The following is a 21,247-nucleotide window of genomic DNA, read 5'->3' as shown; positions in this document are numbered from 1 at the left end:
ACCTGAAGCGTGATGCGATCGGACGGGATCCCGACGACGGCCCGATGGCCTGAACTGTGTTCGGAATTCCCGTCGTCGGAGCAGTGCGTGGTGCTGTCGAGGCCTCCCAGGCAGTACCGTGAGGCCAGGCGAACTGGTGCGCGGCCTTGTCCGCTTGATGGGCCGGAGGAAGCGATGGGCGCGGAGATGCGTGGGGGATCCGAGCAGCATCTGCCCAAGCTCCGCCTCGACGAACTGCTGGGCGAGCTGCAGGTACGCATCGACGCCGTCCGTGGCACTCGGGACCGCCTGCACAGCCTGCTGGAGGCCGTCCTGTCCGTCGGACGGGAGCTGGACCTGCCCCAGGTGCTGCGCAGCATCGTCGAGGCCGCGGTGGTCCTGGTGGACGCCGAGTACGGGGCCCTGGGCGTGATCGGCGGCGACCGGAAGCTGTCCGCGTTCATCACCGTCGGCATCGACGAGGAGCGGCGGTCCGAGATCGGCGCGCTGCCCAGCGGGCACGGGCTCCTCGGCGAGCTGATCCGGCACCCGGTGCCCCTGAGGCTGCCGGAGCTCTCCGAGCACCCCGAGTCGTACGGCTTCCCCGCCCACCATCCGCCGATGCACTCCTTCCTCGGCGTACCGATCCGGGTGCGCGACGAGGTCTTCGGGAACCTGTACCTCACCGAGAAGCGCAACGAGCGGGAGTTCGACGCCGAGGACGAGTCCGTCCTGTCGACGCTGGCCGTGGCCGCCGGCGTCGCCATCGAGAACGCGCGGCTGTACGAGGAGACCAGGCTCCGCGAACGCTGGCAGCGGGCCAGCGGGAAGGTCACCAGTGTCCTGCTGACCGGCGCGCCCAGCGCGGAGGTGCTGGAGCTCATCGTCGACGAGGCCCGGAAGATCGTCTCCGCGGACATGGGCATGATCGCGGAGGGCGTGCCGGGCGAGGAGGCGCTGCGGCCCGCGCTGGCCGTCGGGCTCGGCGCGGAGCAGCGTGGCGGCCTGGTGATGTCGGCCCGGGACGGCTTCGTCGGAGCCGCGCTGAGCTCCGCGGAGCCTGTGGTCAGCGCCGACATCGCACACGATGCCCGCGCGGGCGAGGGCGAAGCCCATTGGGCCGAGCTCGGACCCGTCGTGGCGGTGCCGCTCGGTACCAGCGGGAAGGCCCGGGGCGTGCTGCTGCTCGGGCGGGTCCAGGGCGGCGCACCCTTCGGGGATGCGGACACCGGACCGCTGCTCGGGTTCGCCGACCAGGCCGCACTGGCGCTGGAGCTGGCCGAGCGACGGCGGGACGCGGAACAGATCGCGCTGCTCCAGGACCGCGACCGCATCGCCCGGGACCTGCACGACCTCGCCATCCAGCGGCTCTTCGCGGCAGGCATGACACTGCAGAGCGCCCAGCGCTTCATGGAGCATGCCGAGGGCATGGAGCGACTGACACGGACCGTCGACGACCTCGACGACACCATCAAGATCATCCGGTCCACGATCTTCGGCCTGCGGACGCACGGCGGGGCCGGCCGGGAGGGCAACGGCCTGCGCGGCCGGGTCTCCGAGGCGGTCACGGCCGCGACCACGTCGTTCGGGTTCGCGCCCGCGCTGCGGATCGAGGGGCTCGTCGAGACCGATGTCCCCGGCGACGTCGCCGACCACGCCGTCGCGGTGCTCGGTGAAGCACTGAGCAACGCGGCCCGGCACTCCGGAGCCCATGCCGTGGACGTCCGACTCCATTGCGCCGGGGGCGAGTTGACGCTCACCGTGACGGACGACGGCTGCGGGGTGTCGGGTGACGTACGGCGCAGCGGGCTGAAGAACATGGAGGAGCGGGCCGTCGCGCTCGGGGGCGTACTGACGCTCGGGGAACGGCCTGAGGGCGGTGGCACGCGGCTGGTGTGGCGGGTACCGGTGGGCGCACCCAGTGCGGGTCCGGGGCCCGGTCCCGCGAACGGCTGAGACTGCCGGTGACCTTGTGCGTCCGGTGTCCGTCGGCTGCGGGTGACGGGGGCCGGCCGCGCAGGTCACCGCGCCCCCGAAGGGCACTCCCGGGGTCAGCGAGCCTGGTGGTCGGCGGTGTCGGGGTGCTCCAAGTGGCTGGCCAGGACAGCCGCCTGGACTCTGCGTTGGACGCCCAGTTTGGCCAGCAGCCGGGAGATGTGGTTCTTCACCGTCTTCTCGGACAGATAGAGCTTCTTGCCGATCTCACGGTTGGTGAGTCCGTCCCCGATCAGCGCGAGGATGTCGCGCTCGCGGGGCGAGAGACCGGCGAGTTCGGGAGCGAGTGCCGGGGCCTCGGTGGGGTCCGCGCGCAGAGACCGCATGAGCCGGGCCGTCGTCGTGGGGTCCAGCATCGACTGGCCGGAAGCCACGGTGCGGATCGCCGCGACCAGGTCGGAGCCCTTGATCTGCTTGAGCACGTACCCCGAGGCTCCGGCCATGATCGCGTCGAGCAGGGCCTCCTCGTCGTCGAACGACGTCAGCATCAGACAGGCCAGCTCCGGCATCTGGTTGCGCAGCTCCCGGCAGACGCTGATCCCGTCGCCGTCCGGCAGGCGTACGTCCAGGACGGCCACGTCGGGCCGCAGCGCCGGGCCGCGCACCAGCGCGTGCTCGACGCTGCCCGCGTCGCCGACCACCGAGATGTCCGGCTCGGCGTCCAGGAGATCGGTCAGACCGCGGCGCACCACCTCGTGGTCGTCCAGCAGGAAGACACGGATGGGGTTCTGTTCCGTGAAGGTGCGCGCCTCGGCCATGACGACCCCTTGTTCAGTTTCAGTGGTGGACTGCGGACCACGAGCGGGTTGTGACGACGATCATCACGCTCGGGGGCGGAACGCACTAGGGCCGACCGGCCCAACTTCAGAGCGGTCCTGGAATCGACCGCCGGTCACCGCTCCTGCTGCCCGGACGGCCCCGGCAGCTCGAACTCGACGTCCACCACACCTTCGACGGCCCGCACCAGGCGCGCGGCCACGGGCACCAACGAGGTGTCCCGGACACGCCCGGCGAGGGTGACGACCCCGTCGTGCACCTGCACCCGCACCGGTGACAACGGCGCACGGAACAGATACGACACCACTTCGCGGCGCACTTCCTCGGCGATGTCCTCGTCGTCCCGCAGGAACACCTTCAGAAGGTCGCCGCGGCTGACGACGCCTTCGAGCAGGCCCACCTCGTCGACGACGGGGAGCCGCTTGACCTTGGCGTGCGCCATGGTCCGTGCGGCCTGCGCGAGAGTCGCGTTCGCCAGGACGGTGACGGCCGGAGCCGTCATCAGGTCCTCGGCGGTCACGGCGCCGGCCTTGGCGAGATCGGAGAGTCGCCGCAGCTGCGTGTACCGGTCCGGATCGCTGTCGCGGAACTCCTCCTTGGGGAGCAGATCGGCCTCGGAGACCACGCCGACCACCCGGCCCTCGCCCTCCAGGACGGGCAGCGCACTGACCTTCCACTGCTCCATCAACTGCACGATCTCCTTGAAGTTGGCCTTGCGGCCGATGGCGGCGACGGTGTGGGTCATCACGTCGCTGACGATGTGCGGGGTGCCGTGCACGGTGACTCCTCGGTGGATTGCGACGTGGTCAACTGAGGCTTCCGCTGCCGTAGGGCGCGTACATGTCCAACAGCCGGGTCCTGGCCGACCGCAGCCGGCGGGCGACCGTGTCTCCCACCCACTGACTCACGGCCATGCCCAGCGCCGGATCGCCCTGACACATCTCGCGGACGGCTTCGGCGTCGAACTCGTACGCGCGCACCGGACTCGTGGCCTCGGCGCCCAGGTGCCAGGTGTGCGGTCCGAACAGCCAGGACCAGCCGACGAGTTCGTTGTGCCCGACGGTCTCGATGACAGCCGGGTGGCGGCCGGGCACGCGCATGTCGAGGGCCACCGTGCCGGTACGGATGATCCAGAACCGGTCCGCTCGCCGGCCCTCCTCGAACAGACGCGTTCCCAGCGGGAACGACACCTCCCGGGCGATGTGCATCAGCCGCTCGCCGTGCTCGGCGGGCAATGCCCGCAGCATGCTGGAAGTGGGGGAAGCGTTCATGATCGTGTCCTCTTCCTCGAGCTCCTCTTCCAGGAGCGCGACCCTGCCACCTCCAATCTCTGCTCCCGGCCCCCCTTCCACCATGGGCCGAAGGGCCCCCGGAAGGGCCTGCCCGGCCCCTGCACCCGAGCACGGCCCGGCATCAGGCTCAATGGGAGAAGAGGAGTCCACCGGCATGCACGCAGGAGGTGCGGACCATGCTTCGACACGTCGCCGCGGGGATCGATGGTTCTCCAGAAGGCCTGGCCGCCGCGCACTGGGCGGCCAGGGAAGCCATGCGCCGAGGCACGGCGCTGCGCCTGGTGCACGCCTGGGAGTGGCGGCCGCGGCCGGCCCCGAGCGTCCCCGCGGACATGTCGCAGCGGTCCTGGGCCGAGGACATGCTGGCGCAGGCGTCGGACAGCATGCGCGCCGCACACTTCGGCCTGCAGGTCATCACCCACTCGGTCGCCGACGCACCGGTCGGGGCCCTGCTCGCGGCGGCCGAGGAGGCCGATCTGCTAGTCCTCGGCTCCCACGGGATCAGCGGCGTCGCGGGCTTCCTGACCGGATCGGTGTCACAGCGGGTGGTCGCCAGGTCACCGCGCCCCGTGGTGCTCGTGCGGGCGGGGGAGTGCACCGCCGACGAGCACTTCTCGGCGGTGGACGGAATCTCCCCCGACGAGATACCCGAGACCCCGTACCGCGAGATCGTGCTCGGCCTCGACACGGCCCGGCCCTGCGACGAACTGATCGAGTTCGCCTTCGACGCCGCCCGGCGCCGTGCCACCCCGCTGCGCGTCGTCCATGCCTTCAGCCCTCCGCCCGCCTACGCGGCGATCGACAGGCTCGCCCCCGAGAACGGCCCCGAGCTGCTCGCCGAGCACGAGCGCGCCGTGGTCGCGACGCTTCGCCCCTGGTGCGAGAAGTTCCCCGAGGTCGCCGTGACCGAGACCGTCACCGAAGGGCGGGCGGGCGGCGAGCTGATCCACGCCTCGGCCGGCGCGGCCCTCCTCGTGGTGGGTCGCAGAGTGCGCGAGGCCCGGCTCGGCACCCACCTCGGCTCCGTCGCGCACGCCGTACTGCACCACGCGCCCTGCCCCGTCGCCGTCGTCCCGCACGCCTGAACAGCCCCGGAGGATGCGAGATGACCAGCTACGTGTACGAGTTCCCCGAGGTCGGCCGTGACATGGCGGACCTGCTCGGCGGCAAGGGAGCCAACCTGGCGGAGATGACCCGGCCGGGACTGCCGGTACCGCCCGGCCCGTCGAGGACTACGAGCAGGTGATCCGGGACGCGACGGGCGAGGAGTTCCCGCAGGACCGCGGCGCGCAGCTGTACCGCTCGATCCGGCGGTCTTCCGCTCCTGGAACAGAGAGCGCGCCCGCCTCTACCGCCGCCGCGAACACCTCCCCGACGACCTGGGCACCGCAGTCAACATCCAGGTCATGGTCTTCGGCAACCTCGGTCCGGACTCCGGCACGGGAGTCGCCTTCACCCGCGACCCGGCCACCGGCGCCCGCGGCGTCTACGGCGACTACCTGCAAGGCCGCCCAGGGCGAGGACGTCGTCGCCGGCATACGCAACGCCGTGCCACTTGCCGAACTGGAACGGCTCGACCCGCCCTCGTACCCGCAACTCGTCAACCACATGGGCGCGTTGGAGCGCCACTACCGCGACCTGTGCGACATCGGGTTCACCATCGAGCGGGGCACACTCCGGATGCTCCGGACCCGGGTCGGCAAGCGCACCGCCGAGGCCGCCTTGCGTATCGCCGAGGCACTCGTCGACGAGGAACCGATCGGCGAGGACGAAGCGCTCGCCCCGGTCTCGGGCGCGCAGCTCGCCGCCTGATGTTCCCCCGCTTCGAAGCACACGCCGAGACGAAGCCGCTCGCCGAGGGCGTCCCGGCGTCCCCCCGGAGCCGCTGTCGGAGCGATCGTCTTCGACTCGGCCGAGGCGGTGCGGCGCGCCGCGTCGGGGGAGAAGGTGGTCCTCGTACGCCGGGAGACCACCCCCGACGACCTGCCGGGGATGGTCGCGGCCGAGGCCGTGCTCACCAGCCGTGACGGCAAGATCGGCCACGCGGCCGTCGTGGCGCGCGGCATGGGCAAGGTGTGCGTGTGCGGCGCCGAGGAACTGACGGTGGACGTCGAGGCACGGACGCTCACCGCCCCCGACCGGACCGTGCTCGCCGAAGGCACGGTGATCTCCGTGGACGGCACGGCGGGCACGGTCCACCTCGGGGCACTGCCGCTGACCGACTCGCCGGTGGGTCGCTTCCTGGACACCGGGGACCGCGACGGGGCATTGACCGACGCCGTGGCCCGCACCCTCGAACATGCCGACTCCGTACGCCGCCCGGGGGTGCGTGCCAACGCCGACACCCCCGAGGACGCGGCCCGCGCCCGCCGCTACGGAGCCGAGGGGATCGGACTGCGCCGCACCGAGCACATGTTCCTCGGCGAGCGGCGCGGCCTGGTCCACCGCCGCACGAGTTCCTGCCCGACCGCACCGAACTCGCCGTGCGTGTCGCCACCCACCCCACCGCGCACGACCGGCGCCTGCTGGCCGCCGTGGAGCGCACGCACGAGAGCAACCCGATGCTCGGGCTGCGCGCTGTGCGCCTCGGACTCGTCGTCCCGAGGCTGGTCGAGATGCAGGTACGGGCGATCGCCGAAGCCTGCGTGGAGCGGCTGCGGGACGGGGGAGACCCCCGGGCCGAGATCATGGTTCCGCTGGTCGGCACGGTGGAGGAGCTGCGGATCGTACGAGCGGCTGCGGAGCGCGTACTCGCCGAGGTGTGGAAGTCGCCGGGACTCACGGTCGACTGCCCCATCGGCACGATGATCGAACTGCCCCGTGCCGCGCTGACCGCTGGCGATCGCCGAGGCCGCCGATTTCTTCTCCTTCGGCACCAACGATCTGACGCAGACGGCGTGGGGACTGTCCCGCGACGACGTCGAGGCGTCCTTCTTCCCCGCCTACTTGCCTACCGGAACGACGACTCACGCACCCCGGGCACATGAGATCGGGGTGGACGTCCGTTACATGGGCCATCCAGCCGCCGGGCGAGCACTCCGCCCGGTGGCTGGATGGCCCAGGCCCTTGATGTCGCGCTCGGCGGTGCGCACCAGTTGCCGGCCGAGGTCGTGCATGGCCCTGCCCGCCGCGAGTTCGTCACCGATCTCGGGCACATCGGCGTCCGCGGGGTTGCAGTGCGCGGCCCCGTGGCCGGTGAGGGTCGTGGTCCCAGTGTTGAGCACCACACGTGACTTGGTCGTTCCCTCGTTCTCGGAGAGGTACAGGCGAACCTTCCACTCCACCATATGCGTCATCACTTTCTCCTCACCTTCGTACGGACACGGCAACCAGGCCAGGTCGGCGGCGAATCTCTTCCGGCCGGCGTCGGGAGCGGGACGCTCGACAGTGCGCCGCCCCTTCAGCATCACCCTCTCCAACAACGGCATGCCACCTTCAGGTGGCTGTTCGTCGGCGAGGCCGAGACTCCGACGCGGGTGCCGACGGCGTCCAGCAGGCCGGCGGCGTCGAGGACGCACCCGGCACCGCCCGGACCTGTCCGGCTGACGACAGAACCTAGGGCCGAAGGTCCTCGGCGGGCGGCCATCCAGGCCACACACCGGCGGGCCTGGCACTACGACCTGCCGCACCCGAGTCCGCATGCGCCGCGAGCGGATTTCGGGTACTCCTCGGATGAAAGGCAACCGTGTTCGGCGCGTCGGCGCAGACGATCGAGCAGCGAGCAAGCGGACCCGCTCACCGTCATTCCGGTTTCTTACGAGACGAAGGTAGTCGCCATGGAGCCAGTGGTCACCGTGGGCCTCGACGGCTCACCCGAGAGCCTTGCCGCCGCCCACTGGGCAGCCGATGAGGCCGAGCGGCGCAGGCTCACGCTGCGTCTGTTGCACGCATGGCCCCTGCTGGCGCCGGTACCGCCCCATGCCCCCGCGGAAGTGGATCAGAACTACTGGGCGAAGAGGATCGTGCACAACGCGCGGGCGGAGCTCCAGGCGAGCCACCCGGGCCTCTCGATCGTCGGCAATCTGGTCGCCGAAGACGCTCAGGACGCCCTGCTGCAAGCGGCGTCGGAGTCCGAGATGACCGTGCTCGGCTCGCGCGGGATCGGGGCCGTCGGGAGTTACTTCCTGGGTGACATCAGCATGCCCGTCGTGGCACGGGCCGATCGCCCGGTGGTCCTCGTGCGCGCGCAAACCCGCGAAGCGGGGCCACGGCCCGCTCCGGGTAAGGCGGGTGGCGTAGTCGTGGCTCTGAAACTGCACGGTCCATCCGACGACCTGCTCGAATTCGCCTTTGTCACTGCCGCGGCGCGGGGCGTGCCGCTTCGAGCCGTCCACGGCCGGAGCCTGCCGCTTCACGCGCACGTGCCCTGGGGTACGGACCACGCCGTCACCGAAGAGATCACGCGGGACGCGCAGAAGCACCTGAGTCTGGCCCTGCGCCCCTGGCGCGAGAAGTTCCCAGGTGTGGAGGTGGAAGACCACGTCGCACTCGAAAGCCCCGCCAAGGCCGTGATGCAGGCCGCCGACGGCGCCGGGCTGCTGGTCGTGGGCCGACACAAGCACGTCCCCGGACCGGCACCACGCCTGGGCCCCGTGACGCAGGCCGCTGCCCATCACGCGCGCTGCCCGGTCGCCGTCGTCCCCCATGACTGAGCCGGGCGGCCCGCGTGCGGAGGTGCGCGAGACCCATACCGCCGTGGTGTTCTTCGTCGGCGACCGCGCCTACAAGGTCAAGAAACCGGTCGACCTCGGGTTCCTGGACCACACCACCGTGGTGGCGCGCCGGGCCACCTGCGAGCGGGAAGTCGCGCTGAACCGTCGCTTCGCCCCCGACGTCTACCTCGGCCTGGGGGAATTCCACAGCCCGGAGACGGACATGCCCGAACCCCTCGTCGTGATGCGCCGTATGCCGGGGGAGCGCCGCCTTTCCCGGCTGGTGAGGGAGGGCACGGACGTTGACGAGGCCGTGCGGGCCGTGGCCCGGTTGCTCGCCACCCGGCACGCCGGCGCCACCCGTACCCGGGACGTGGACGAGCAGGGAACCCGGGATGCCCTCGCGGCACGATGGGAAGCGAGCTTCGCACAGGTCCGGGCCTTCGCGGACGACGGTCTCGTGCCCGAGGGGGTGGAGGAGGTCGAGCGACTCGTGCGCCGCTATCTCGCAGGCCGAAAACGGCTGTTCGACATGCGCATCGAACAGGGGCGGGTGGTGGACGGCCACGGCGACCTGCTCGCCGACGACATCTTCTGCCTCGACGACGGCCCCCGCGTCCTGGACTGTCTGGAGTTCGACGACCGGCTGCGCTACGTCGACGGCCTCGACGACGCCGCCTTCCTCGCCATGGACCTGGAACAGCTCGGTGCCCCGGAGACGGCGGCACTCTTCCTCGCCGCGTACAGCGAGTACTCCGGCGACCCGGCGCCGCCCTCGCTCCGTCACCACTACGTCGCCTATCGCGCGTTCGTCCGTGCCAAGGTCGCGCTCATCCAGGCGCGCCAGGGCGCGCCCGGCGCGGAGGGGGCGGCACGCCGACTGATCGCGACGGCCCTGCGGCATCTTCGTACGTCCGCTGTCGGCCTGACGCTCGTCGGCGGCCTTCCGGGCAGCGGGAAGTCCACGCTCTCCGGCGCCCTCGCGGACCGGCTGGGCGTCACCCTGCTCAGCAGCGACCGCGTCCGCAAGGAGCTGGCGGGCATCCCGGCCGAGGAGTCCGCCTCGGCCGGGTACGGCGAGGGCCTCTACACACCGGAATGGACCGACAAGACCTACGCGGCCCTGCTCGATCGCGCGTCCGCCCTGCTGGCCGACGGCGAGTCCGTCGTCCTGGACGCCACCTGGACCGGCGCGAGGCAGCGCGAAGCCGCCCTGCGCATGGCCGAACGGACAGGCGCCGACCTCGTGGCCCTGCACTGCCAGGTTCCGGATGATGTCGCGGCGGCCCGCCTGACCACCCGCGCACCCGGAGCATCCGACGCCGACCTCGACGTGGCCGCCACGATGGCGGCCACGGAACCGCCCTGGCCAGAAGCCGTCGTCATCGACACGAGCGGCCCCCTGGAGGCCGCGGTCGTCCGGGCGCTGGCGGCCGTACGCCCTTACGCCACCAGCCAGGCCCCGGTCTTCCGGCGCCCCTACATGGAGCCGGACTGAAACTGAAGAGGTGACCCGGAGGACCAAGCGGCTGAGGCCCAGGACGAGGTCGTACAGATCCTTCGGGCATTCTTCGGTGAACGCCATGGCCACGGCGGCGATGAGCGTCAGGACCAGGACGTTCCTCGCGCTTCACGTGGTCTTGCGCCGCCACTGCGGTCCGACCTGGTCCCACTCACGCCCCCACTGGTCGTAGCGCCGCTGGTCGAGCCGCCACTGTGCGACGCGCCCGGCGGCGAAGGCCAGGCCACCGAAGGCGACCGCGGCCGCGGCACCGAGACAGGCCGCTTCGGCGGAGGCCGCCGAGGCGGTCGGCGGCTGCGTGGTGAGCTGCTCCTTGCCGTTCAGCCAGACGACGACCTTCGAACCGACCCGGTGGCCGTAGTCCACCATGGCCTGGCCGGTACGGGGCGAGCCGTCCGTCGCCGTCCAGCGGACCGTCGCTCGGACACGGTTGTAGGGCGTATCCGTCCCGATCCCCACCGCTTGGGCCTCGCTCGCGACGAGGACGGCCTGGACCGGATGCCGCTCGTGCCGAAGCCGTGCGAAGGACGCGTCGGCGGCATGGGCCGTGAGCAGGCCGGTCAGGGTGCCGCCGATCGCGATGACCAGCCAGATGGCCAGTACGACCCAGGCCTCGACGAGGTCGTCGTGGCGTCGCAACGGATTGCTCCGCCACCGCCAGAGCAGCTGCCTCACACGCTTGGTCCTGCGCATCCGACCGCACCTCCTCATCGTCGTTGACTTGACGGTGCCATTGGGGAACGCGCGGCGGCAGGGGCCGACCAGGCGGCATCGCGGCCCCGCTCGGTCCCGCGATGGGGACCGATCGGCCCAAGCGGACGGGCATCGTCGCCCTCAGGCTGGACATACAAGGCCAATCCGTGCGTGAGGAGGCCGCGCAGTGGCGTCCCACCGCCCTCGGAGTCGGTGATGTCGACGAGGAGGGGTGGTCGCGCGCATCGGGGCGCTCGTACGCCGTCGTCCCCCGCCATCGGCGTCTGCCAGGCCCAGAAAGGGGTCGTCATGAAAGCACTCGTGTTCCACGGTTCCGGAAAGTCCGCGTGGGAGGACGTCGCGGACCCCGGTATCCAGGATGCCACCGACGCGATCGTCCGTGTCGACGCCGTCACGATCTGCGGAACCGACCTGCACATCCTCAAGGGCGACATACCGGAGGTGCGTCCGGGAACGGTGCTCGGACACGAGGCGGTCGGGGAGGTCGTCGAAGTGGGAAGCGACGTCCGCACGGTCCGTCCCGGTGATCGTGTCCTGGTCTCGTGCATCACGGCGTGTGGCCGCTGCCGCTACTGCCGGGAAGGCTCGTACGGGCAGTGCCGTGCGGGCGGGGGCTGGATCCTCGGCCACTTGATCGACGGCACGCAGGCAGAGTACGTCCGCGTACCGCATACGGATCTGTCGACATATCTGCTGCCCGGCGCGGTGGAGAGCAAGGACGCCGTGCTGCTGGCCGACATCTTCCCCACCGCCTACGAGGTGGGCGTGCTGAACGGGCGGGTACGGCCCGCGGACACCGTCGTGGTGGTCGGGGCGGGGCCCATCGGGCTCGCCGCGATCGCCACGGCACGGTTCTACACCCCGCAGAAGATCATCGCCGTGGATATGGCTCCGGCCCGGCTGGACGCCGCCAAACGCCTCGGCGCCGACGCCGTCGCCTCGGCAGGGGAGGAGGCGGAGCAGCTCGTAGCCGACCTCACCGAGGGACTGGGGGCCGACGTGGTCATCGAGGCGGTGGGGGTGCCGGCGAGCTTCGAGGCGTGCACGCGCATGGTGCGGCCGGGCGGGCACGTGGCCAACGTCGGGGTGCACGGCAAGCCCGCGACACTCCACCTCGAAGACCTGTGGATCAAGAACGTGACGATCACCACCGGCCTGGTCGACACGTACTCCACGCCCACCCTGCTGCGCATGATGGCCGCCGGCCAGCTCCCCACGTCGTCCCTGGTCACCCACACCTTCCCGATGGACGCGATGGAGGAGGCGTACGAGGTGTTCTCGCGGGCCGCGGACACCGGCGCGCTCAAGGTCGTCCTGGGCGGGCCGCAGCACGATGCCCTGACGATCAGGACGCCCTGACAGTCAGGACGCCTCGACAGGAGGAAGTGAACGGCCATGTGCGAGCACACAACGCCGAACGCCGCGTCCGCCACCGCGGACAGCGCACAGGGCGACATCGGACGTCGCATCGCTCAGCGACGTGAGGAACTGGGCCTGACCCGGGAGGAGACGGCCTCCCGGGCGGGCACGGCTCCCGGCTACGTCCAGTACCTGGAGGAACAGTCCACCGCGATGCCCGGGACCGCCGTCCTCATCCGGCTCGCGGACGTGTTGAGCACGAGCGTAACGGCCCTGCGCGGAGGCGACGCCGATCTGCCGCCCGGCGTGGGCAGGGCCGCCCTCCACCCCGAGCTGGTCGAACTCAGCGCCGAGGAATGCCGCATCCGGCTCTCCAGGCACGGTGTCGGCAGGATCGCGATGGACACCCCCGACGGGCCGATCATCGTCCCCCTGAACTACACCGTGATCGATGATTCGGTCATGTTCAGGACGGCACCTGACGCCGTGCCCGCCACAGCCGTCGGGGCACACGTCGCCTTCGAGGTCGACCACATCGACGAGGCGCTCAGCCAGGGCTGGAGCGTGCTCATCCGCGGCTTCGCCCGGGCCGTGACGGACCCTGACGCCGTACGCCGACTGACGGAGCTCGCGTACAGCGGTCCCTGGGCGGGCGGCGAGCGTGACGTATGGGTGCGCCTCGAGCCCACCGACATCACCGGGCGCCGAATCGCGGTGCGGTGACGTCATGGGTCGGTTGTGGGCACGAAAGGGTGGCCGCTCTCAGGCCGCCCTGGACCGAACGGCCCTCGCCCCTGTTTCTCGCCCGCCGCAGGATGAAAGGCGTACCGCTGTACCCCAGTGGCGGGTTGAGCCCGTCCACCCCGTGAAAGTCGAACCCGGTGATGAATCCCAACGACGGCTTCCGTGAACTCGACCGCGAGGAGTGCCTGCGTCTGCTGGAGCGGGCACCGATCGGCCGTGTCGTCCACACGCGCCACGCCCTGCCCGCCGTCCTGCCGGTCAACTTCTGCCTCGACGTCGACTCCGCGGTACTGATGCGTACGTCCGCCGACTCGGAACTGGCCGCCGCGATCGACGGCGTGGTGATCGCGTTCGAAGCGGACGAGGTGGATGCGACGGCGCACTCCGGCTGGAGTGTCGTGGTCACCGGCCGCGCGACGGTGGTGACCGACCCCGTGGAGCACGGCCGGCTGACCAGGATCGGCCCGCGCTCATGGGTGGCCTCACCCAAGGAGGTCTTCATCCGCATCGAGCCCGAGTTGGTGACCGGCCGTCAACTCGTGGCAGGGCGCACGGTCTACGGCGTCGACCTCTTCTCCTGAACGGTTCCGCCGCTTGCAACGGCCCAGTGCGCCGCCTCCCCGGTCGACGGGGAGGCGGCGCACTGGGCCGTTCGGGACGATCCGGCCGGGACCAATGGCCCCCGTGGGGGACAGGTGGCCACTGACCACGATCACGGCATCCCAGCAGGATCGTTCCCGGATCGACTCTTCCGCAGCCCGTCCCCAGCGACCCGCGCAAGGAGCACAGCCATGTCCAGCACCCCAAGCAGCGGCGAGAAACCAACACCCAAGGCGGCACTGGGCCTCCCCTCGGCGACCGCGCTCGTGATCGGCAGCATCATCGGCACCGGAGTCTTCGCACTCCCCTCGGCCCTGGCACCGTACGGGCCGATCTCGCTCGTGGCGTTCGGCGTGGTCACCCTCGGCGCGCTCGCGCTGGCGGTCACCTTCGGGGCGCTGTCGAAGCGCTTCCCGGCGAGCGGCGGGCCGTACGTATACGCCCGTGAAGCCTTCGGCGAGTTCGCCGGCTTCCTCAACGCCTGGTCGTACTGGATCACCGCGTGGGCCGGGAACGCCGCCATCGTGGTGGCGTGGGTCGGATACGTCGAGGTGTTCGTCAACACCGGCCACCACACGGCGATATCGGTGCTCATCGCGCTGGTCGGGCTGTGGATCCCGGCCGCGATCAACCTCACCGGCGTACGGAACATCGGCGCCTTCCAAGTGATCACCACCGTGCTGAAGTTCATCCCGCTGGTCTTCATGGCCACGGTCGGGCTGCTGTTCGTGGACGCGCACAACTTCGGTTCCTTCAACGCCGGCGGCCAGTCGGCGATGGGCGCGATCTCGGCCGCCGCGGCCATCGCCCTGTTCAGCTACCTCGGTCTGGAGGCCGCCTCCGTGGTCGCCGGCCGGGTCCGCGAGCCCGGCCGCAACGTGCCCCGCGCCACCGTGTACGGCACCCTTGCCTGCGCGGTCATCTACATCCTGGGCACCCTTGCCGTCTTCGGCACCGTCTCGCACGGTGAACTCGGCGTCTCCACCGCGCCGTTCACCGACGCCGCCAACAACATCTTCGGCGGCACCTGGGCCGGCGACACGGTCGCGGTGGCCGCCATCATCTCCGGCATCGGCGCTCTCAACGGCTGGACCATGCTCTGCGCCGAGATGCCGTACGCCGCCGCCCGCGACGGACTCTTCCCCAGGGCCTTCGCGAAGCTGCGCGGCGAGAACGGCGTCCCGGTCTTCGGCATCGTCGCCTCCACCGTCCTCGCCTCGATGATCACCGTCTTCAGCTACACCCGCTTCGACGACGTCTTCACCAAGATCGTGCTGCTGAGCGTGCTCACCGCCGTGATCCCGTACCTCTTCTCCGCCGCCGCCCAGCTGTACTGGCTGCTGGTCCGAGGCCGCGAGAACCTCAGCCCTCGGCGGCTGGCCCGGGACGTCACCGTCTCCGCGCTGGCGATGGCCTTCTCGTAGTGGTCGATCCAGGGCAGCGGCTACCAGACCGTCTACTACGGGCTGTTCGTCCTGCTGCTCGGACTGCCGGTGTACGTGTGGCTGAAGCGCGACCGCGGGGAGTACGGCGAGAGCGGCGGCGTGCGGCGCGCGGCCGAGCCCGGTGAGGTGCGGGCCCCGGAGACCGCCGTGACGGCCAAGCGACTCTCCGTAAGTTGTTGGGTGGCCCGGGAGGGCCGGATGTGGCTGAAGCTTCCTTGCCGTTAGTGGCTCCGTAGGAGTGGCCGTCCGGCTCTCCGGGGCGCCCTGGCTGCTGATTGAGATCTGCGCGCCTTGTGCGGTCGCTGTTTACGGAGATGACAGCGGGGTGTTCCTCGGGCCGACGGCATGCTGTGCGGAACGAGGAGGGGCGAGTGAGTAAACGGCCTGGCTGCGTATGGTGCGGCATCGATGGGGGCAAGGGGCATCACTGGGCGGCGGTGGTTGACGAGACCGGTGCCACGGTGTGGTCGAAGAAGATCGACAACGATGAGTCGGCCATCTTGGCTGCGCTGGGCGAGATCCTCGACCTGGCCGACGAAGTCCGCTGGGCGGTGGACATCTCCGGGACCCCCTCCGCGCTGCTGCTGGCGCTCCTTGCGGCTCACGGCCAGCAGGCCGTCTACGTACCTGGCCGCACCGTCAACCGGATGGCCGGCGCCTATCGGGGCGAGGCCAAGACCGATGCCCGCGACGCCTACGTGATCGCCGAGACTGCCCGCCACCGACGGGACTTGGCGACCATCGATGTCCCCGCCCGGCTGACCGCCGACCTGGCGCTGCTGACCTCGCACCGAACCGACCTGGTCGCCGATCGAGTCCGGCTGGTCAACCGGCTCCGGGACGTGCTTACCGGTATCTTCCCCGCGCTGGAACGGGCCTTCGACTACTCCAAGCACAAGGGTGCGCTGGTGCTGCTGACCGGCTACCAGGCTCCAGCCGCGATACGCCGCCGCGGACACGCCCGCCTCACGGCCTGGCTCGCCGCCCGCGGGGTGCGCAATGCTGACACCGTGGCGGCCGCCGCCCTGGAAGCCGCCCGGGCGCAGATGACTGCGCTGCCCGGCGAGGACGTCGCTGCCACCATCGTCGCCGACCTGGCCGTGCAGATTCTGGCCTTGGAGGAACGGCTCAAGCGCATCGACCAGCAGATCCGTGACACCTTCCGCGCCCACCCGCAGGCCGAGGTCATCGAGTCCCTGCCCGGTATGGGCCCCATCCTCGGTGCCGAGTTCGTCGTCGCGGCAGGCGACCTGACCGCCTACGCAGACGCCGGCCACCTGGCCTCGGCCGCCGGGCTGGTGCCCGTGCCGCGTGACTCCGGCCGCCGGACCGGCAACCTTCACCGGCCCAAGCGATACAGCCGCCGCCTGCGCCGGGTGTTCTACCTGTCCGCGCAGACCAGCATTATCCGCGAGGGCCCGAACCGGGACTTCTATCTCAAGAAGCGCGGCGAAGGACTCAAGCACGTCCAGGCCATCATCGCCCTGGCCCGCCGACGAGCCAGCGTGCTGTGGGCGCTCCTGCGCGACAACCGGGTCTTCACCTCCGCCCCACCGGTCACGCAAGCGGCTTGACTCCGTCATTGAGACTCCCGCGGCCTGCGCGCGAGCCGTACCGGCGGCTTCCGGAAGAGCCCCCTCGACCACCACGACTGACCGCACCACTCCACCCGCCCGGCACCCGTACGACCACAGGAGCAGCCCCGCCATGAACACCTTCCACGTCGACTCCGAAGTCGGCCGCCTCCGTCAGGTGATCCTGCACCGCCCCGGACTCGAACTCTCCCGGCTGACCCCACGCAACGTCGACGCCCTGCTCTTCGACGACATCCTCTGGGCCAAGCGGGCCCGCGAGGAGCATGACGCCTTCGCCCAGGTCCTGCGCGACCACGGAGCCCGTGTGCACTACTTCGCCGACCTGCTGGCCCAGACCCTCGACGTCCCGGAGGCCCGTGACTGGCTCCTGGACCGGGTCGTCACCCGCGCGAGTGTCGGCCCCGCCCTGCTGGACCCGGTGCGCGAGCGCTGCGCCGAGCTGGACGGCGAGACCCTCGCCGGCTACCTGATCGGCGGCATGCTCAAGAGCGACCTGCCGCTCGCCACCCCGCACAGCCTGGTCTGGAACGCGCTCGACACCGACGCCTTCGCGCTCGCCCCACTGCCCAACCACCTCTTCCCGCGCGACAACTCCTGCTGGATGTATGACCGGTTGTCGGTCAACCCGATGGCCAAGCACGCCCGGCGGCGCGAGAGCCTGCACGCCGAGGCCATCTACCGGTTCCACCCGATGTTCGCCTCCGCCGCGCCCGAGCCGATCCTCGACGGCCCCGTGGGGACGCTCGAAGGCGGCGACGTGCACGTCCTCGGCAACGGCGCCGTCATGGTCGGCATGGGGGAGCGGACCACCGCCCAGGCCGTGGAGAACCTGGCCGGGCGGCTCTTCGCCGACGGCACGGCCACCCGGCTCATCGCCGTCCAACTCCCCGCCACCCGTGCGTACATGCACCTCGACACCGTGCTGACCATGCTCGACCGCGACGCCTTCGCCATCTACCCGGGCCTCGCCGACGCCCTGCGCTCGTGGACCCTGCGACCCAGTGACGCCCAGGCGACCGGCTTCGACGTCACCCCCAACTCCGACCTGGCGACCGCGCTCGCCGAGGCCCTCGACCTCGACAAGGTGCGGATGCTCTCCGCGCCGCAGGACACGGCGGGCGCCGAGCGCGAACAGTGGGACGACGGCAGCAACTTCCTCGCCCTCGCGCCCGGAGTCGTCGTCGGCTACGAGCGAAACGTCACCACCAACACCTACCTCCGCAAGCAGGGCATCGAGATCGTCACCATCGCCGGCGCCGAACTCGGCCGCGGCCGGGGCGGCCCGCGCTGCATGAGCTGCCCGATCGAACGCGACCCGGCCGACTGAGCGCCGCCGTCACCGACACGGCCGTACGCCGCGACGACACCCCGGCCCCCGCCCGCACCAGCCGCACCAGCGAGGAACCCCATGACCACAGACCTGCGAGGCCGCTCCTACCTGAGCGAACTCGACTTCACCGCAGCCGAGATCCACCGCCTTCTCGACCTGGCCGCCGAGCTCAAGGCGGCCAAGCGCTCGGGCACCGAACAGCCCCGGCTGACCGGCAAGCACCTCGCGCTGATCTTCGAGAAGACCTCCACCCGCACCCGCTGCGCCTTCGAGGTCGCCGCCGCCGACCAGGGCGCCGCCACCACCTACCTCGGCCCCGGCGACACCCACGTCGGCAGCAAGGAGTCCATCGCCGACACCGCCCGCGTCCTCGGCCGCATGTTCGACGCCATCGAGTACCGCGGCTCCGCCCAGTCGATCGTCACCGAACTCGCCGCCCGCGCCGGTGTCCCCGTCTACAACGGCCTGACCGACACCGCACACCCCACCCAGAGCCTGTGCGACGTCCTCACCATGCACGAGCACAGCCCCAAACCACTGCAGGACATCGGCTACTGCTATCTCGGCGACGCTCGCAACAACATGGGCAACTCCCTGCTGTCGATGGGCGCCCTGCTCGGCATGGACGTACGGATCGCCGCGCCCAAGGCGCTGTGGCCGGAGCCGGAGCTGGTCGCCACCTGCCGCGCGCTCGGCGAGGGCAGCGGGGCCCGGATCACCCTCACCGAGGACGTCGAGACCGCAGTGCGCGGCGCGGACTTCCTGCACACCGACGTCTGGGTCTCCATGGGCGAACCGGCCGACACCTGGCGCGAGCGCATCGAACTACTGGCGCCCTACCAGGTCAGCGACAAGACGCTCGCCCTCACCGGCAACCCGGACATCAGGTTCATGCACTGCCTGCCCGCCCTTCATGACCACAGCACCCGCCTGGGCCGCGAACTGCTCGACACCTACGGTCTCGACGGCCTCGAAGTCACCGACGAGGTCTTCTCCTCGCCCGCGTCCGTCGTCTTCGACCAGGCGGAGAACCGACTGCACACCATCAAGGCCGTACTCGTCGCCACCCTGGAGGACTGAGCCATGCGCATCGTCATCGCCCTCGGCGGCAACGCCCTGCTGCACCGCGGTGAACGCCCCGACGCGGCCGTCCAGGAAGCGAACATCGACCGGGTGACCACCGCGATCGCCGCCCTCGCCCAGGAACACGAGATCGTCATCACCCACGGAAACGGCCCCCAGATCGGTCTGCTCGCCGTCGAGAGCGCCGCCGACCCCGCCCTGAGCACCCCCTACCCGCTGGACCTGCTCGGCGCCCAGACCCAGGGCATGATCGGCTCCCTGCTGGCCCGCACCCTGCACGACGCCCTGCCCGGACGGCGGATCGCCGCGCTGGTCACCCACACCCTTGTCCGCGCCGACGACCCGGCCTTCGACCACCCCACCAAGTTCGTCGGCCAGGTGTACCCCTACGAAGTCGCCTCCACGCTCGCCCGAAAGCGCGGCTGGCACATCGCAGCCGACACCACCGGCTGGCGCCGGGTCGTCCCCTCCCCGGCACCCGAACGCGTCCTGGAGACCGACACCGTCCACGAACTGCTGAACAGCGGCACACTCGTCATCTGCGCCGGCGGCGGAGGCGTCCCCGTCACCGCCGACCAGGACACCGGCGCACTCACCGGTGCCGAGGCCGTCATCGACAAGGACCTCACCGCGGCGCTGCTCGCCGAAGACCTCAAGGACAACTTCCTGCTCATCTTCACGCTCGTGCGACGCGATGGCCGCCGGGAGGCCCGGGCAGGGCCTGTGTCCTGGCCGTCCGGCCTTCGGCGAGGGCCGTTCGGCCCTCTGGGCATGGGCGTTCACGCGACGGTCAGGTCCGGCCTGACGAGGGTGCCCGACCTGCCGTGGACGATCTCGTACGCGCCGAAAGGGAGACATCCCAGTCCACCGACGCGAGGACCGTTCCGCCACGCGCCTCCCACGCGGCGGCGAAGGCTTCGGCAGCCGCCAGGGAATTTGCATCGCGGCTGTGACCGATGGTCACGGTCTCGATCCGCGCCTTCGGAACGGTCAACAGGCCGATGAGGGCGGCGAGTTCGGCGTCCGTGTGCGGTGTGGGCGCGGGCAGGTCATTGAACTCGGCCAGCTCGGCGGCACCGATCAGGGGTGAGCGGGACCGCTCCCGCTCGGCGAGGATGGTCATGACGAGGCGCTGCTGCTTTCTCGGGTCGTTTTCCAGCGGGCGTACTCGTCGGGCAGGCAGACCGCGCAGGGCCGGTATCCGGCCGCGATCGCGGTGGCCTCGTCCGGAAAGAACACGCGGTGCTTGACGTAGTGGCCGCGGGCGATGGCCTGGAGGGCGGAAGGGCAGTTGAGACGCCCGTAGAGGCGCCCGCGCCGGTGTCCGCCGAGTGCGCCAGGCGTGCCACTCCGACAGAGCTGCCCGTCCGGACCGAGCAGTGCGTACGTGCGGTGCGCGGCGGGGGGCATCATCGATCTCGATCCCTTCCTGTTCAAAGTCACAAGTGATGTCGCACCCCCAACCTTGCGGCTTGTGGATCGCCTTGCCCGGCGGGATTCGGACGGCACGTTGTGGAGACGGCGGTGCCCGGTTCCTACAGAGGCTGGGTTGTCGACGTTCCCGCGACGAGGCGCCGGACGGCCTCGACGACCGCGTCGCGGTGCTGTCGGGTCTGCTCGGCAGCCTGGTCGTTGGTGGCCATGGGGCTGGTGGGCATCCATGCGTTGGCGAGGGCGAGGGTGAAGACGAGCAGGTCTTCGGGGGTGAAGGCCGTGGTCAGCAGGCCGTCGGTCTGCGCCTCGGTGATCGCGGCGGTCTTCTGCCGCATGGAGGCTTCCAGCCCTTGAGGCTCGTGGTCAGTGCCCGAACGTTCGAGGCGGTGCCAGGTGGCCAGCCGGAGCTGGTGCGGGTTGGCGAGGAGGAAGTCGAACAGGCGACCCGCGTAGCCCGGCAGGTCCTCGGGCGTGAAGGGGACCTCGTCGAGGACGCGGGCGACATGCGCATCCATGACCGCGTCGAACAGCTGCTCCTTGTTGCCGAAGTACGTGTAGATGAGGGCCTTGTTCACCTCTGCCGCGGCCCCTATGCGGTCCACTCGGGCACCGGCGATACCGCGGGCCGCGAACTCGTCCGTCGCGGCTTTGAGCAGGCGGGCCTTGGAGGCCTCGGAGTCCCGGGGGCGGGCGGGGGGCTGGTGCTGGGGCATGCATCCAGAGTAG

19 protein-coding genes and 2 pseudogenes are annotated in these 21,247 nt (G+C 70.8%); 14 read left to right on the top strand and 7 right to left on the bottom strand.

The features are described 5' to 3' along the window. Nucleotides 1-174 precede the first annotated feature (174 nt). Nucleotides 175-1,935 (top strand): GAF domain-containing protein, encoded by a 1,761-nt coding sequence (locus ACFZDJ_RS26395; RefSeq protein WP_391062142.1) that lies wholly within the window; start codon nt 175-177, stop codon nt 1,933-1,935. 95 nt (nt 1,936-2,030) lie between these two features. On the opposite strand, the gene ACFZDJ_RS26390 is transcribed toward ACFZDJ_RS26395, so the two are convergent. The 3 genes from ACFZDJ_RS26390 to ACFZDJ_RS26380 form a co-directional block, all read right to left on the bottom strand. Further along, nucleotides 2,031-2,732, bottom strand: a complete 702-nt coding sequence (locus ACFZDJ_RS26390) for a response regulator (protein WP_390935800.1) — start codon at nt 2,730-2,732, stop codon at nt 2,031-2,033. 134 nt (nt 2,733-2,866) lie between these two features. Then, nucleotides 2,867-3,529, bottom strand: a complete 663-nt coding sequence (locus tag ACFZDJ_RS26385; protein ID WP_390935802.1) for a CBS domain-containing protein — start codon at nt 3,527-3,529, stop codon at nt 2,867-2,869. Between the two features lie 28 nt (nt 3,530-3,557). Further along, entirely contained in the window at nt 3,558-4,022 is a 465-nt protein-coding gene (locus tag ACFZDJ_RS26380; RefSeq protein ID WP_391062139.1) for a cyclic nucleotide-binding domain-containing protein, read from the bottom strand. Nucleotides 4,023-4,219: 197 nt separating this feature from the next. Here ACFZDJ_RS26380 and ACFZDJ_RS26375 point away from each other — a divergent pair, with 197 nt between their 5' ends. The 3 genes and pseudogenes from ACFZDJ_RS26375 to ACFZDJ_RS26365 form a co-directional block, all read left to right on the top strand. After that, on the top strand, nt 4,220-5,128 hold the full coding sequence (locus ACFZDJ_RS26375) for a universal stress protein (RefSeq protein WP_391062136.1): 909 nt from the start codon (nt 4,220-4,222) through the stop codon (nt 5,126-5,128). A 20-nt stretch (nt 5,129-5,148) separates the two neighbouring features. Next, on the top strand, nt 5,149-5,289 hold the full coding sequence (locus ACFZDJ_RS26370; protein WP_391062133.1) for a hypothetical protein: 141 nt from the start codon (nt 5,149-5,151) through the stop codon (nt 5,287-5,289). Further along, nucleotides 5,259-7,088 (top strand): annotated as a pseudogene (locus ACFZDJ_RS26365) (putative PEP-binding protein); the annotation flags it as partial. The gene ACFZDJ_RS26370 and the pseudogene ACFZDJ_RS26365, both read left to right, overlap by 31 nt. Here the strand turns inward: ACFZDJ_RS26365 and ACFZDJ_RS26360 are convergent. Beyond that, nucleotides 7,049-7,339 carry a dsRBD fold-containing protein gene (locus ACFZDJ_RS26360; protein WP_390935865.1) on the bottom strand — a complete coding sequence of 97 codons (291 nt, stop codon included), beginning with the start codon at nt 7,337-7,339 and terminating at the stop codon, nt 7,049-7,051. The pseudogene ACFZDJ_RS26365 and the gene ACFZDJ_RS26360 sit on opposite strands and share 40 nt — an antisense overlap. 480 nt (nt 7,340-7,819) lie before the next feature. On the opposite strand from ACFZDJ_RS26360, the gene ACFZDJ_RS26355 reads away from it, so the two are divergent. Both ACFZDJ_RS26355 and ACFZDJ_RS26350 read left to right on the top strand, forming a co-directional pair. Further along, nucleotides 7,820-8,695, top strand: a complete 876-nt coding sequence (locus tag ACFZDJ_RS26355; protein ID WP_391062129.1) for a universal stress protein — start codon at nt 7,820-7,822, stop codon at nt 8,693-8,695. Next, a complete protein-coding gene (locus tag ACFZDJ_RS26350) occupies nt 8,688-10,193 on the top strand; it encodes an AAA family ATPase (protein ID WP_391062126.1) in 1,506 nt (501 codons plus the stop codon). The genes ACFZDJ_RS26355 and ACFZDJ_RS26350 overlap by 8 nt, the downstream gene beginning before the upstream one ends. A 132-nt stretch (nt 10,194-10,325) precedes the next feature. Here ACFZDJ_RS26350 and ACFZDJ_RS26345 read toward each other — a convergent pair whose 3' ends face one another. Further along, on the bottom strand, nt 10,326-10,910 hold the full coding sequence (locus ACFZDJ_RS26345; protein ID WP_390935812.1) for a hypothetical protein: 585 nt from the start codon (nt 10,908-10,910) through the stop codon (nt 10,326-10,328). 309 nt (nt 10,911-11,219) lie between these two features. On the opposite strand from ACFZDJ_RS26345, the gene ACFZDJ_RS26340 reads away from it, so the two are divergent. The 8 genes and pseudogenes from ACFZDJ_RS26340 to ACFZDJ_RS26305 all read left to right on the top strand — a co-directional run bounded on the left by ACFZDJ_RS26340 (nt 11,220) and on the right by ACFZDJ_RS26305 (nt 20,092). After that, on the top strand, nt 11,220-12,290 hold the full coding sequence (locus tag ACFZDJ_RS26340) for an alcohol dehydrogenase catalytic domain-containing protein (protein ID WP_390935814.1): 1,071 nt from the start codon (nt 11,220-11,222) through the stop codon (nt 12,288-12,290). A gap of 36 nt (nt 12,291-12,326) precedes the next feature. Next, entirely contained in the window at nt 12,327-13,013 is a 687-nt protein-coding gene (locus tag ACFZDJ_RS26335) for a helix-turn-helix domain-containing protein (protein WP_384923363.1), read from the top strand. 161 nt (nt 13,014-13,174) lie between these two features. Continuing rightward, nucleotides 13,175-13,615 (top strand): pyridoxamine 5'-phosphate oxidase family protein, encoded by a 441-nt coding sequence (locus tag ACFZDJ_RS26330; RefSeq protein WP_384923360.1) that lies wholly within the window; start codon nt 13,175-13,177, stop codon nt 13,613-13,615. Nucleotides 13,616-13,900: 285 nt separating this feature from the next. Then, nucleotides 13,901-15,304: pseudogene (locus ACFZDJ_RS26325) on the top strand (APC family permease). A 146-nt stretch (nt 15,305-15,450) separates the two neighbouring features. Then, nucleotides 15,451-16,653, top strand: a complete 1,203-nt coding sequence (locus ACFZDJ_RS26320) for an IS110 family transposase (RefSeq protein ID WP_391062123.1) — start codon at nt 15,451-15,453, stop codon at nt 16,651-16,653. A gap of 133 nt (nt 16,654-16,786) precedes the next feature. Beyond that, complete coding sequence (locus tag ACFZDJ_RS26315) at nt 16,787-18,001, top strand: arginine deiminase (protein WP_391062120.1); 1,215 nt, start codon at nt 16,787-16,789, stop codon at nt 17,999-18,001. Between the two features lie 81 nt (nt 18,002-18,082). Next, nucleotides 18,083-19,084, top strand: coding sequence for an ornithine carbamoyltransferase (argF, locus tag ACFZDJ_RS26310; protein ID WP_391062117.1), 1,002 nt, complete (start codon nt 18,083-18,085; stop codon nt 19,082-19,084). 3 nt (nt 19,085-19,087) lie between these two features. Next, complete coding sequence (locus ACFZDJ_RS26305; RefSeq protein ID WP_391062113.1) at nt 19,088-20,092, top strand: carbamate kinase; 1,005 nt, start codon at nt 19,088-19,090, stop codon at nt 20,090-20,092. 114 nt (nt 20,093-20,206) lie between these two features. Here the strand turns inward: ACFZDJ_RS26305 and ACFZDJ_RS26300 are convergent, their stop codons facing one another. Together ACFZDJ_RS26300 and ACFZDJ_RS26295 are read right to left on the bottom strand one after the other, a co-directional pair. Beyond that, on the bottom strand, nt 20,207-20,500 hold the full coding sequence (locus tag ACFZDJ_RS26300; protein ID WP_391062110.1) for an Ada metal-binding domain-containing protein: 294 nt from the start codon (nt 20,498-20,500) through the stop codon (nt 20,207-20,209). 122 nt (nt 20,501-20,622) lie between these two features. Beyond that, on the bottom strand, nt 20,623-21,234 hold the full coding sequence (locus tag ACFZDJ_RS26295) for a TetR family transcriptional regulator (RefSeq protein ID WP_391062108.1): 612 nt from the start codon (nt 21,232-21,234) through the stop codon (nt 20,623-20,625). Between the last annotated feature and the right edge of the window lie 13 nt (nt 21,235-21,247).

It is taken from the genome of Streptomyces sp. NPDC007896, assembly GCF_042959425.1.
In the GTDB taxonomy this organism is placed as follows: Bacteria; Actinomycetota; Actinomycetes; order Streptomycetales; family Streptomycetaceae; genus Streptomyces.
This window is presented reverse-complemented; position numbering and strand designations above follow the sequence as displayed.

Coding starts and splice junctions, on each gene's coding strand:
- ACFZDJ_RS26395 (WP_391062142.1), top strand. CDS start 175: ATGGGCGCGGAGATGCGTGGGGGATCCGAGCAGCATCTGCCCAAGCTC.
- ACFZDJ_RS26390 (WP_390935800.1), bottom strand. CDS start 2,732: ATGGCCGAGGCGCGCACCTTCACGGAACAGAACCCCATCCGTGTCTTC.
- ACFZDJ_RS26380 (WP_391062139.1), bottom strand. CDS start 4,022: ATGAACGCTTCCCCCACTTCCAGCATGCTGCGGGCATTGCCCGCCGAG.
- ACFZDJ_RS26375 (WP_391062136.1), top strand. CDS start 4,220: ATGCTTCGACACGTCGCCGCGGGGATCGATGGTTCTCCAGAAGGCCTG.
- ACFZDJ_RS26370 (WP_391062133.1), top strand. CDS start 5,149: ATGACCAGCTACGTGTACGAGTTCCCCGAGGTCGGCCGTGACATGGCG.
- ACFZDJ_RS26360 (WP_390935865.1), bottom strand. CDS start 7,339: ATGACGCATATGGTGGAGTGGAAGGTTCGCCTGTACCTCTCCGAGAAC.
- ACFZDJ_RS26355 (WP_391062129.1), top strand. CDS start 7,820: ATGGAGCCAGTGGTCACCGTGGGCCTCGACGGCTCACCCGAGAGCCTT.
- ACFZDJ_RS26350 (WP_391062126.1), top strand. CDS start 8,688: ATGACTGAGCCGGGCGGCCCGCGTGCGGAGGTGCGCGAGACCCATACC.
- ACFZDJ_RS26345 (WP_390935812.1), bottom strand. CDS start 10,910: ATGCGCAGGACCAAGCGTGTGAGGCAGCTGCTCTGGCGGTGGCGGAGC.
- ACFZDJ_RS26340 (WP_390935814.1), top strand. CDS start 11,220: ATGAAAGCACTCGTGTTCCACGGTTCCGGAAAGTCCGCGTGGGAGGAC.
- ACFZDJ_RS26335 (WP_384923363.1), top strand. CDS start 12,327: ATGTGCGAGCACACAACGCCGAACGCCGCGTCCGCCACCGCGGACAGC.
- ACFZDJ_RS26330 (WP_384923360.1), top strand. CDS start 13,175: ATGAATCCCAACGACGGCTTCCGTGAACTCGACCGCGAGGAGTGCCTG.
- ACFZDJ_RS26315 (WP_391062120.1), top strand. CDS start 16,787: ATGAACACCTTCCACGTCGACTCCGAAGTCGGCCGCCTCCGTCAGGTG.
- argF (WP_391062117.1), top strand. CDS start 18,083: ATGACCACAGACCTGCGAGGCCGCTCCTACCTGAGCGAACTCGACTTC.
- ACFZDJ_RS26305 (WP_391062113.1), top strand. CDS start 19,088: ATGCGCATCGTCATCGCCCTCGGCGGCAACGCCCTGCTGCACCGCGGT.
- ACFZDJ_RS26300 (WP_391062110.1), bottom strand. CDS start 20,500: ATGATGCCCCCCGCCGCGCACCGCACGTACGCACTGCTCGGTCCGGAC.
- ACFZDJ_RS26295 (WP_391062108.1), bottom strand. CDS start 21,234: ATGCCCCAGCACCAGCCCCCCGCCCGCCCCCGGGACTCCGAGGCCTCC.